The 11761-nt window shown below is 62.8% G+C and carries 10 protein-coding genes and 1 pseudogene; 6 read left to right on the forward strand and 5 right to left on the reverse strand.

The window, feature by feature from the left end; translation table 11 throughout:
* Window positions 1–158 (reverse strand): annotated as a pseudogene (locus QZY07_RS19000) (IS5/IS1182 family transposase); the annotation flags it as partial.
* 72 nt (window positions 159–230) lie between these two features.
* Window positions 231–1022 (reverse strand): 20S proteasome subunit A/B, encoded by a 792-nt coding sequence (locus tag QZY07_RS19005; RefSeq protein WP_295406079.1) that lies wholly within the window; start codon window positions 1020–1022, stop codon window positions 231–233.
* Window positions 1023–1208: 186 nt separating this feature from the next.
* Between QZY07_RS19005 and gltS the strand changes: the two genes are divergently transcribed.
* Together gltS and QZY07_RS19015 are read left to right on the forward strand one after the other, a co-directional pair.
* Window positions 1209–2441, forward strand: coding sequence for a sodium/glutamate symporter (gltS, locus tag QZY07_RS19010; protein ID WP_295406062.1), 1233 nt, complete (start codon window positions 1209–1211; stop codon window positions 2439–2441).
* Window positions 2442–2465: 24 nt separating this feature from the next.
* A complete protein-coding gene (locus QZY07_RS19015; RefSeq protein ID WP_295406063.1) occupies window positions 2466–2915 on the forward strand; it encodes a TerB family tellurite resistance protein in 450 nt (149 codons plus the stop codon).
* 9 nt (window positions 2916–2924) lie between these two features.
* Here QZY07_RS19015 and QZY07_RS19020 read toward each other — a convergent pair whose 3' ends face one another.
* Entirely contained in the window at window positions 2925–3947 is a 1023-nt protein-coding gene (locus QZY07_RS19020) for an agmatine deiminase family protein (RefSeq protein ID WP_295406065.1), read from the reverse strand.
* A gap of 232 nt (window positions 3948–4179) precedes the next feature.
* Between QZY07_RS19020 and QZY07_RS19025 the strand changes: the two genes are divergently transcribed.
* From QZY07_RS19025 to lolD, 3 genes are all read left to right on the forward strand, one after another.
* Entirely contained in the window at window positions 4180–5406 is a 1227-nt protein-coding gene (locus QZY07_RS19025; RefSeq protein WP_295406067.1) for a threonine/serine exporter family protein, read from the forward strand.
* A gap of 71 nt (window positions 5407–5477) precedes the next feature.
* Window positions 5478–6725: a lipoprotein-releasing ABC transporter permease subunit gene (locus QZY07_RS19030; protein WP_295406069.1), complete on the forward strand. Its 1248-nt coding sequence runs from the start codon at window positions 5478–5480 to the stop codon at window positions 6723–6725.
* Entirely contained in the window at window positions 6718–7419 is a 702-nt protein-coding gene (gene lolD / locus QZY07_RS19035) for a lipoprotein-releasing ABC transporter ATP-binding protein LolD (RefSeq protein ID WP_295406071.1), read from the forward strand. The genes QZY07_RS19030 and lolD overlap by 8 nt, the downstream gene beginning before the upstream one ends.
* On the opposite strand, the gene QZY07_RS19040 is transcribed toward lolD, so the two are convergent.
* Window positions 7362–7919 carry a DUF2062 domain-containing protein gene (locus tag QZY07_RS19040; protein ID WP_295406073.1) on the reverse strand — a complete coding sequence of 186 codons (558 nt, stop codon included), beginning with the start codon at window positions 7917–7919 and terminating at the stop codon, window positions 7362–7364. The two genes, lolD and QZY07_RS19040, sit on opposite strands and share 58 nt — an antisense overlap.
* Before the next feature lie 381 nt (window positions 7920–8300).
* Between QZY07_RS19040 and QZY07_RS19045 the strand changes: the two genes are divergently transcribed.
* Window positions 8301–10598: a DNA internalization-related competence protein ComEC/Rec2 gene (locus tag QZY07_RS19045; protein WP_295406075.1), complete on the forward strand. Its 2298-nt coding sequence runs from the start codon at window positions 8301–8303 to the stop codon at window positions 10596–10598.
* Window positions 10599–10704: 106 nt separating this feature from the next.
* On the opposite strand, the gene QZY07_RS19050 is transcribed toward QZY07_RS19045, so the two are convergent.
* Window positions 10705–11502 (reverse strand): carboxypeptidase-like regulatory domain-containing protein, encoded by a 798-nt coding sequence (locus QZY07_RS19050; RefSeq protein ID WP_295406077.1) that lies wholly within the window; start codon window positions 11500–11502, stop codon window positions 10705–10707.
* Between the last annotated feature and the right edge of the window lie 259 nt (window positions 11503–11761).

Consider the following 11761-nt stretch of genomic DNA (forward strand, 5'->3'; position numbering starts at 1 on the left):
CCGGTACCACGATACGCCTCGACCAGCGCACGCAAGTCCAACTGGTCGACGATCTCCACCACGAACCGCGCCAAATGCCGCTCTGGGAGATAATCCTGAATGCACGGCGGCAACAGCAGGGGGGTGTCTCGGTCGATGGGGATGAACTCGACAGCCATGGAGGCTCCGCTGGGCTTCGGGGTGAGACACACGATTGTACTCGCGATGCGGGTGCTAAGCCGGACAGGCTCCTAGAGATGAGGCGTGGGCTGCGGCTCGCCCTTTTCCCAGCCGAAGCGGGGCAGCGCGCGGAATGCCTGACGGAAATTGCCGCCCCATTGCTGGGTGAGGGTCTCAAGCTCGGGCGAATCCGCATCCAGCTTGAGCCGATAGGAGGGCGCGAACAGATCCTTCGCGCAGACCGCCACCTCGAACGGCGGTCCCACGCTCAGGTTGGAGCGCGTGGTCCCCACCAGCGAGACCAGGCACAGCCGCGCGCCGTCATCGAGCGACAGGTCGGTGTTTGCGATGTGATCCAAGGCCGGCTTGCCGTATTTGCTTTCGCCGATCTGCAGATAGGGCGTCTCGGGGGTGGCCGCGATCGCATTGCCCTGGGGATAGATCAGAAACAGACCCTGCGGCTGACCGGCGATCTGTCCACCCAGGATGAAGGTCGCCTCTCCGCTCGCGCCAGACTGACGCAGCGCCGGACCGTGCTCGTTCTGCACTGCCAGACTCACCTGTCCGATATAGGTCGCCGCCTCGAACAGGTAGTTGACGTTTAACAGGGTGGCGCCGGGCGACTGCTGATAGGGACTGAGTTTGGGATTGACCGCCTGATCCAGATCGCGGTGGATCCGGTCCAGCACCTCCCGCGTGGTCGCCAGACTGCCGGCGGCCATGAGGACAAAGAGCCGGTCCGGCGCCGGCTGGAACACATGCAGCTTGCTGTACGAGGAGATGTAATCGACGCCCGCGTTGGTGCGCGAGTCGGAGGCCATGACCAAGCCCTGATCGAGTAGGAGTCCCACGCAATATGTCATCTTCATGCCCCTATCGTGAGGTTAAATGGATCCGATCGCATCGCCCGGCGCTAGACGCGCGGTCAAGCGATCAATGGGAAACGGTTGCGCGCCACTCCCGGTTGTCACGAAAACAGGATAGTCTTCGAGCCTTTCGAGATGACGCTCGGCGGCGCGTCTTTATACCATCATTAACGAGGAGTCAACATGGAACTGCTCGACGGCATTCTACGCATCGAATCCTTCCTGGCCGTGACCATCGGCATCATCGTGCTGTTCATCGGCAAGCGGTTGAATGAAAAGGTCGGCTTCCTGCGCGAGTTCAGCATCCCGGAGCCAGTGACCGGCGGGCTGCTGTTTTCGCTCCTCTTCGCGCTGATTTATGTCGTCTCCGGTTTCGCGGTCGAGTTCGAACTGCGGGCGCGCGACATTCTGCTCGTCTATTTCTTCACCACCATCGGCATCAACGCCAGCGCCCGCGATCTGCTCGCCGGCGGGCGGCCGCTCCTCATCCTGCTGGCCGTCACCATCGTCTTCATGCTGGCGCAGAACCTCACTGGCATCGGTATCGCCTCGCTCTTCGACCTGCCCGCGGCGGTCGGCATCACCGGCGGCACCGTGTCGCTGATCGGCGGACACGGCACCACCATCGCTTGGGCGCCGTCCATTGCCGCCGATTATGGCATCGCCAACGCCATGGAAATCGGCATCGCCAGCGCCACCTTCGGTCTGATCCTGGCCAGCGTCATGGGCGGTCCGATCGCCAAGTTCCTGATCACGCGCCATCAACTCGCGCCCGCCCCACAGGTGGCCGAGGAGGTTCAGGATATCGGTCTGTCGGAGACGCAGAAAAAGTCCGGCATCGATCATCTCGATTTTCTGAGCGCCATCCTGGCCATCCACCTCTGTATCATCGTCGGCTTCCTGCTCAATGAAGTCATCGCCGATCTCGGGCTGAAGCTGCCGCTCTTCGTCACCTGTCTGTTCGCCGGGATCCTCATCACCAACCTGATTCCCCGCAAGCTTCCGACCCTGTCGGGGATGCCCTGGCCCACGCGCACCCCGGCGATCGCCCTGATCGCCGATGTGTCGCTCGGCGCCTTTCTCGCCATGTCGCTGATGAGCATGCAGCTCTGGACCCTGGTCGATCTCGCCGGCCCCATTTTCGCCATCCTCGCGGGCCAGTTCGTCCTTGCCGTGAGCGTGACCGTCTTCATCCTCTTCCCCCTGATGGGCCGCAATTATGACGCCGCCGTGGTCGCGGCCGGCTTCGGCGGGGTCTCGCTCGGCTCGACCCCCACGGCCATGGCCAACATGGCCGCCGTCACCCAGCGTTTCGGCCCCTCGCATCGCGCCTTCATCATCGTCCCGCTGGTCTCCGCCTTCTTCATCGACCTGGTGAACGCGCTGGTGATTCCGTTTTTTCTCAGAACCTTCTGAAATCAGACACAACTCGGAGAACCCATGCTGAACCATATTCGCGCCTTTTTCGATCGCTATCTGTCAGCGGATGCGCCGTCCGCTCGGGATCCCGACCAGTCGGCCCGATGCGCCGCAGCGGCGCTGCTGCTGGAGATGGCGCACATGGATGACAAGGTCACGGAGTCGCAGCAAGCGGCGATCCTCACGGCGGTCCGGGAGCATTTCGGATTGACGCCGGAGCAGGCCGAAGAGCTGATCGAGTGCGCCGATGAAGAGCGCGAACAGGCGACCGATTACCATCAGTTCACCTCGCTCATCAACGCCCATTTCGACCCGGAACAGAAGGCGACCCTGGTCGAACAACTCTGGCGCGTGGCCTACGCCAACGAGGAACTCTGCAAGCACGAGGAGTATCTGGTGCGCAAGGTGGCGAATCTGCTCCATGTGCCGCATGGCGCCTTTATTGCGGCCAAGCTGCGGGTGATCGGATAGCCTCGCGCGCTAGCCTGGAAGCTGCATACTGATGCAGTGCAGACTGCCGCCCTGGCGGATCAGCGGGCGGCAGTCGAGCGTCAGGATGTCGCGGCTCGGGAACAGATCGCCCAGGATCGCGCGCGCCTGCTCATCGGCCGGATCGTCGTAGACCGGGAGCAGCACCGCGTCATTCACAATCAGGAAGTTGGCGTAACCGGCCGGAAGTCGCGCGCCGTCTTCGTTTAGAATCGACGCAGGGCAGGGGAGCGGAATCAATCGATAGGGATGGCCCGCGGGATCGCGCAGCGCCTCCAATTCCGCTTCCATCGCAGCGAGTTCGGCAAAATCCGCATCCAGCGGATTATCGCAGCGGGCGTAACAAATCGTCCGCGGATCGCAAAAGCGGGCAAGGGTGTCGATGTGTCCGTCGGTATCGTCGCCGCTGATGCCGCCATGCTCCAGCCAGAGAAAATGACGGATGCCGAGCCGGGCGGTGAGTTCGTGTTCGATGTCCGCGCGTGACCGGCATGGATTGCGCAATGGATCGACCAGGGTTCGGGTGACCGCGAGCAGGGTGCCCTGACCGTCGGTCTCGATCGCGCCACCTTCGAGCACCAGATCGCTCGTTTCGAGCCGCGCGTCGCCAAATAGGCCGCCCGCGGCCAGGCGTCCGGTGATTCGGTCGTCCAGGTCGGCGCTGAATTTTCCGCCCCAGCCGTTGAAGCGAAAATCCAGCAGCAGGATCCGCCCCTGATCGGTCAGGAGACTGATGGGGCCATAATCGCGCGCCCAGGTGTCGTTGCTTGGGGCGATGCCGAGGTCCAGCCGCGCGGGATCCGTGCCGGCCCGGGTTGTCAGACCCCTCGCGCGTTCGGCATGATCGCGATCCCGGCAAACGATCACGACCCTTTCGAAGCGGCCGATCAGGGCAGCCAGCTCGGCATACAGCGCTTCCACGCGATCCAGGTGGTCCGCCCAGTCGGTGTCGGCATGTGGCCAGGTGAGCATGACCCCGCTCTGGGGCTCCCATTCGGCGGGCAGTCGGCGCATTGTGCGGGTCTCGGTGGTTTGGTGGGATGAGCGGCCAATTCTAACTTTCCGATTGCGATGGCCGCGAGAACATTGGTGGCACTCAGGTGTCCGACGAACGTCCATCGAGCAGTTTTTCGCGTCCAAGCCGCATTCCGTCTAATCAGGATCCTGGAGGATTCATCCCATCGCTCACCAATTGAAATCGCAGCATCCGTGTTCTTCTGATTTCTCGGCGGTCTGCCAGGTGGTCGTGAGCGCCGGAACGCTGATGGCGGCGGCGGGAACCGGCGCCTATCGCGTCAAGGAAGAGATGAACCGGGTCGGCCATGCGCTGGGTCTGGACGCCGTCCATGCCGAGGTGACGCTCAACACGGTGATTGCTACCTGCCTGCGTCAGGGCCAGAGTTATACGCTGGTCGGGACCATTCCCGCCGTGAGCGTCAATGCCGGGCGGATCGTCGAGATGGAGGCGCTGGCGCTGAGCACGCCACCGGGAACCAGCGTCGCGGACTTCGCTCGACGGCTCGAAATCATCGCCCGCCAGCCCGCCCGCTACGGCCCCTTCATGACCGCGCTGGCGGCGCTGGTCGCCTGCGCCGCCTTCTGCTTTCTCAATCACGGCGGCTGGGTCGAGTGTCTGGGGGTGGCTGTCGGGGCGGGCGCCGGACAGTTCCTGCGCGCGACCCTGGCCCGCTATCGGCTCAATCAGCTTGGCGTCACCCTCATGGCGGGGGCGACGGCCTGTCTGCTTTATCTGGGGGTGACGGGATTGCTGATGAGCCTCGGGGTACCCAGCGCGCGACAGGCCGCCGGCTATACCTCGGCAGTGCTCTTTCTCATCCCCGGCTTTCCGCTGATTACCGCCGCGCTGGATCTGGCACGCCTGGACTTTACCGCGGGGATTTCGCGCCTGACCTATGCGATCCTGGTGGTCACCGTGGCGGCGATCAGCGCCTGGCTGGTCGCCGAACTGGTCCATCTGGTGCCGCTGCGGGCGCCCGAACTGAACCTGCCGCGATCGACACTCCTGCTGTTGCAGTTGCTTGCCAGCTTCTGTGGCGTCTTCGGCTTTGCCATCATGTTCAACACGCCGCCGCGCATTGCGCTGGCGGCGGCCTGTATCGGGATGCTGGCCAACACGCTGCGCATCTATCTGGTGGACGTGCAGTGGTCGCTTCAAGTGGCCGCGCCCATTGCGACCTTGCTGGTCGGTCTGCTGGCGGCCGGAGTGTCGCGCTGGATGCGCTGTCCGCGCATCGTGCTGTCCGTCCCCCCCGTCCTCATCATGATTCCGGGTACGACGGCTTATCAGGCGCTGGTCTACGCCAATCAGAACCTGCCCATGGAGGCGATGGCCAATGCCTACGAGGCCATGTTCATCGTCGCCGGGATCGCCATCGGGCTGTCGATCGCGCGCATGCTGACCGATCGCGCCTGGGCGTTCGAGGGCCGGCTGCCTGGCGCTTCTTCCGGATAAAACCGGTCGCCCCGGACCTGGCCAACGAATTCCGCGCCTTGCGCGCGCCTTTGTGGTTAAATGCCGCCCCTATGTTTCATCCACTCCCACTCTATATCGGCCTGCGCTATACCCGCGCGAAACGCCGCAATCATTTCATTTCCTTTATCTCGGGCACCTCGATGGTCGGGATCACGCTGGGCATCGTCGCCCTGATCGTGGTGCTGTCCGTCATGAACGGGTTTCATAAGGAGATTCAGCAGCGCATCCTGAGCATGGCCTCGCATGCGACCCTGACCGACCCTTACGGCGGCATGGCGGACTGGCGCGAGGTGCTGAAACAGGTGCGCGCGCACAAGGACGTGGTTGGCGCGGCACCCTTCGTCGAGGTCCAGGGAATGCTGGTCAACAGCTCCTACGTGAGCGGCGCGCTGGTCCGCGGCATCGTTCCGACCGAAGAGGACGAGGTCGCCGATCTGCGCGGGCAGATGGTCAGCGGATCGGTCGACGATCTGGTCGATGGCGAGTTCCGCATCATCCTCGGGCGCGATCTGGCCGCCTTTCTGGGCGTGGGTCCGGGCGACAAGGTGACGGTGGTGACCCCGCAGGTCAGCGCGACCCCGGTGGGGATCATGCCGCGGCTCAAACGCTTCACGGTGAGCGGTATCTTCGCGGTCGGCATGGCGGACTACGATCGCAACGCGGCCTTCATCCATCTGCGCGATGGGGCCAAGCTCATGAACTACGGCGACGCGGTCTCCGGGGTGCGGATCAAGTTGACCGATATGTGGGAGGCGCCGCGGCTGTCGCGCGAAATCGCCTACGATCTGGGCGGCACCTATCGGCTGATCGACTGGACGCAGGTGCACAGCAATTTCTTCAGCGCGCTGGCGATCGAGAAACGCATGATGAGCATGATCCTCTTTCTGATCGTGGCCGTGGCCGCGTTCAATATCGTCTCGACCCTGGTGATGGTGGTGACCGACAAGCAGTCGGATATCGCGGTGCTGCGGACCCTGGGGCTTTCGCCGTTACGGGTGATGGCGGTCTTCATGGTGCAGGGGACCGCGATCGGGCTGATCGGCACCCTGCTCGGCATGCTCGTCGGCGTGGTGCTGGCCTGGAACGTCGAGCCGGTGGTAGGTGCGATCGAGAGTCTCTTCAGCGTGCATTTTCTGGATCCGACCATCTATTACATCAGTCAACTGCCGTCCGACGTGCATCTGGCCGACGTGCTTTCAATCAGCGGCGGGGCCTTTCTGATGTCGGTTCTGGCGACCCTCTATCCCGCCTGGCGCGCGTCCCGGACGCAACCGGCGGAGGCTCTGCGCTATGAGTGATGTCGCAGCGGTTCTGGAGGTCGTGGGGCTCGTCAAGACCTTCCAGCAGGGTCCGCAGGAGGTCCAGGTGCTGCGCGGGGTGACATTCAGCGTCGCGCCCGGCGAGCGGATCGCCATCGTCGGCGCCTCGGGGTCGGGCAAGAGCACCCTGTTGCACTGTGTCGGCGGCCTGGATCGACCGACCGCCGGCAGCGTGCGCTGGCTGGATCAGGATGTCAGTCGACTGTCCGAGTCGAAGCGCGGGCTGCTGCGCAACCGGCATCTGGGATTCGTCTATCAGTTCCATCACCTGCTGCCGGAATTCACGGCCATCGAAAACGTGGCCATGCCGTTGCTGATCGGCGGCATGCGACCGGCCGAGGCCCGAGTCAAGGCGGAAGCGTTGTTGGAACGGGTCGGTCTCGGGCATCGTGGCACCCACAAACCCGGCGAGCTATCCGGCGGCGAGCGTCAGCGCGCGGCCGTCGCCCGCGCGCTGGTGACCCGCCCCGCCTGTCTGCTGGCGGACGAACCGACCGGGAATCTGGATCGCAAAACGGCGGGCGGGGTCTACGAACTCATGCTGGAGCTGAACCGCGACATCGGCACCAGTCTGGTGATCGTCACCCACGACACCGAACTGGCGGGGCGCATGGATCAGATCTGGCGGTTGGATGATGGGGCGTTGAGCCGGGATGCGGACATCGCGCGGTAGCGTTCCTTGCGTTTGCGGATCTGGCGCACCAGTTTCCAGCGCCACAGAATCTGTACGATCAGGTAGCCCAGCAGGGAACAGACCGCGCCGCAGATCAGACTGCCCAGCATCAGCGGCTCCAGGATCTCCAGCCAGTTGTGCCAATCCAGCCAGAAATGAAAATCGAAGCCCACCGCCTCGTGGCCAAGAATCCAGCAGCCGACGATATAGGCAACATAAAACATCGGCGGACTCGTCACGGGGTTGGTGGTCCAAACCAGCACGACAGAGATCGGTAGGTTCACGCGCAGGGTAATGGCAAGGCCCGCAGCGATCAGCGATTGGGCTGGAAAAATCAGGAACATGGCAAAAAACCCGATCGCGACCGCACCCGCAACCGACCGCCGGTTCAGATGCCACAGATTCGGATCGTGTAGAAGCTTACCGAAGACGTTGCTAAGCCGCTCGTTTTCTCGGATCGCCTTGGAGGTTGGAAGGACGCGCTTTAGCCATTTTTTCACACAGTGGTTCCGCGTGGTCTTAAACCGCGTCCAGCGTGATAGGCGTTGTGTTGAGTGCCCCCAGCCTTGCTGGCGACCAACGGCGATCAGTGAGACACGGTTAAAATGATCGAAAGATTAAGCACCTAAACCGAGCAGGCTCCGATGTTTATAGGTTTATGCGGGGTCGATTCGTTGCGGAAACGACGCATAGAATGCTGGACGCGGTTCAGGCTTTGCCTTCATTTGCGAGTATAGGGCAGACACTGGAAATGCCGCTGATTTATCTTGTCCGTGCCTGCGTTGTGCGCGTATCTCGATTCGTCCTTGCATGAACCAACCGGCGCTGGCGCTGTTTAAGCCCTCGGATTGAGACTGGCCTGCTGCAAAGGAGCGATGCGCATGCGTGCCGGCTTAGCCTTCGCCGCGGGAGTCGCGGCCTTTCACCTGTTCCCCGTCATGCCATCTTGGTGGATGGTTGCACTACCGACGCTGCTGTTCGCGGTTCTGGCCTGGCGTCTGGTTTGGCTACGTCTGCCATTTGCGTGCTTGCTCGGTGTCTTCTGGGCGCAACTCCATGCCTGCGCGGTACTCTGCGAACCCTTCCCGGACGACCTTGCCCGTGCCCCGCTGCTGCTGGAGGGACGCATCGCCTCCATTCCAGTGGAGACCGGCTACGCCACGCGCTTTCTGTTTCAGGTCGAACGCACTCTGCAGAACACGAACCCGATTCCCTTTCAGGGGCTGGTCCGACTGTCCTGGTACAAGGGCGCGCCCGCGCTGAAGGCCGGCGAGCGCTGGCGGCTCCCGGTGCGTTTGAAACCGCGTCATGGGTATGCCAATCCCGGAGGATTCGACTTCGATCGCTGGCTGTTCGAGCGAGGGGTGAAGGCGACTGGCCATCTACGTCATGGCGAGGGTCTCGAACGCCTGGACGCGGGCGCTGGCCCCTATTGGCTGGATCGCTGGCGTCAGGGGATCGCCGACCATCTCGCCCGGGTGCTGGGCGATGCCCGGACACTGGGGCTGGTTCAGGCATTGGCCATCGGCGAGACATCCGGGTTCAACCCCGAGGATTGGGAGATTCTGACCCTGACTGGTACCAGTCACCTGGTCGCGATCTCCGGTCTGAATGTCGGGATGATCGCCGGCGTGTTCCTGGTTCTGGCGCGTTGGCTGTGGTCACGGAGCGTTCGGCTGACGCTTGCCCTGGCCGCGCCACGGGCGGGAGCCTTGGCCGGTATCCTGGCGGCGCTGGTTTATGCCGGCCTGGCCGGTTTCTCGGTCTCTACCCAGCGCGCGCTCGTCATGCTTGCCGTGGTGCTCGGCGCGTCGTTCTGGCGGCGGACCCTCCGCCCCTATCATGCCCTGATGCTCGCCCTGGTTGGCATCCTGGCACTGGATCCAGGGGCGGTACTGTCTTACGGGTTCTGGCTGTCCTTCGCGGCGGTGGCTTTACTCCTGTTCAACCTGGGGCAACGCCTGCCGAGCCGCGATCTCTGGACCCGCTGGGGTCGTGCCCAATGGGCCGTGACCATCGGTCTGTTACCGCTGCTCCTGTCCATGTTCGGGCGCGTCTCGCTGATTGCCCCGCTGGTCAATCTGGTGGCCGTTCCGTTCTTCAGTCTGCTCCTGCCGCTGGTGCTGATCGCCAGTCTGGCGAGCCTGATCCCTGGATGCGCATGGCCACTGGTCCTGACCGCCGAACTGCTCGGTTGGTGCATGGATGGTCTGGCCTGGCTGGCAACGGTCCCCTGGGCGGCGGCGACCTTGCCGGCGCCGCCGCCCTGGGTCTGGGGTGTCTCGGCCATTGGCGTGATGCTGCTCCTGGCGCCGCGCGGATTGCCCGGACGCTGGTTGGGTCTGATGCTGCTTCTGCCACTGGTCGCGATTGATCCTCCCGTCCCAGCCCCCGGCGAAGTCTGGTTCACACTGCTCGATATCGGGCAGGGGCTTGCCGCAGTGGCACGGACCAGCGAGGGAACGCTGGTCTTCGACACCGGACCTGGCTTCACCAGCGGGTTCAATACCGGCAGCGCCGTGGTGGCGCCCTTTCTCTTGCATCAGGGAATTGATCATATCGACCGGCTGGTGGTCAGCCATGCCGACCGCGATCATGCCGGCGGTTTGCGGGGATTGGTAGAACGGATCGCCTTCGATCATCTTCAGAGTGGTGAGCCGACCGAGCTTGATCTTCCTGGCGCCACGTCCTGTCAGGCCGGGGATGGCTGGACGTGGTCCGGCGTGTCATTCCTGTTCCTGCATCCGGAGGACGGAGGCGCGCGCGGGAACAACGCCTCCTGCGTGTTGCGGATCGAGACTGGCGGCCGGTCCATTCTACTGACCGGCGATGTCGAACAGGGGGTGGAACGGAGACTGGTGGAGCGGCTCGGATCCAAATTACGCAGCGATATCTTGGTCGTTGGGCATCACGGTAGCGCCACATCCACCAGTGGCGAATTTCTGCATGCCGTCGCACCTGGCCTGGTGCTGTTCTCCGCGGGATATGCCAACCACTTTGGGTTTCCGGCGCAGATGGTCCGCGAACGGGTGGCGGGGCAGGGGATCGGGGCGTTCAATACGGCGATCGAAGGCGCAGTCGAGATCAGGCTAGGGGCTGACGGAACCATCGTTGGGCCAAGGGGTTGGCGTGGACAAGCCGGTCGGCTGTGGACACATCGTCCTGGAAGGGGAGAATAAAACCGCTTTCCGTTTGCGCTCATCCCCGACTCAACGGGGGCGTTGAGTCGGGATCATGTATTGCGGTTGACTCGCCTTCGATATCGACCGTCTGACCGCGAACGCTCTATGGACTCACGTTGGAACAGGTATTCTTGATGGTCCAAGTGTAAGCGGTTGCACTGGTTTTCGTTAAATCGCCGACATACCAGTATTCGTTTAGTCCACAGGTTGCGGGCGGTGACAATAATCCACCAAGCGGCGTGACTCCATTATACAGTTGAATAGACGCGCCCGAACTTGCCCAGGAATCACTCCAAGAATAGCTTCCCGTCCATTCATTCCGTACGAAGATCTTGTAGATCCCAAGCGAGGCAGAATTTCCGACTACAATCATTTCCAGTGGCTCATAGTCAGCATAGGAATCGCGCGGATAAAATACGTAAGGCGCACCCGATAAATCGCCAGGATTCTCCCAATAAATATAGCTGCCGCTTGGCGTCTTGGCTAACAGATCGAATTCCCACCCGTTGCAGCCGGAGCCACATCCGGTCGTGTCCGCAATCGGCTGCATATTCTTCCAATCCAGCGTGATGGTCGCGTTACCCGCCGCTCGCGTCATAGGCAAGGCGTCGGTTGATGGGGGTGTCACCACGCTCGCGTTGACAGTCAAACCTCTTAGCGCGACGTTGCTCATGTAACCGGTTCGAGCCGCTTTCAGGGTTCGCGGACCTGCTGTGAGCCCGGTCATCTCATAGAACCCGCCCTTGTTGGTGGCATCGCTTTTAACCAGCGTCGCCCCATTGTAGAGATTGGCGTTGGCCGCAGTCGTGTTGGGAACTGGCGCCTTACCACTGAATGGGTCGAGCAAACGGCCAATGGCGGCGGTTTCGGACGTGCCATATATCGCCTTACGGACATCCACCCGCCGGGTCGGAGTCGCGAAACCGCAGGAAATCCCTCGGCCCGTGGTCACTAATCGAGAGACGAGTTGATCACGGGTCAAGCTAGGAAATTGCCCCCACACCAGCGCCGCTGCGCCCGGGCCTTGATCATCGATTGGTCCAAGACCGAGTACCTGGGTAGGCGATTGATGCCGATGAAGGCGTGGCAGGAGCGACGGGGAGGCGTACCCTTGGAAGTGCTAACTGACCGAGGGAAACGCCGTTGCCCGATGCCCCTGC

The organism is uncultured Thiocystis sp., from assembly GCF_903866365.1.
GTDB lineage: Bacteria > Pseudomonadota > Gammaproteobacteria > Chromatiales > Chromatiaceae > Chromatium.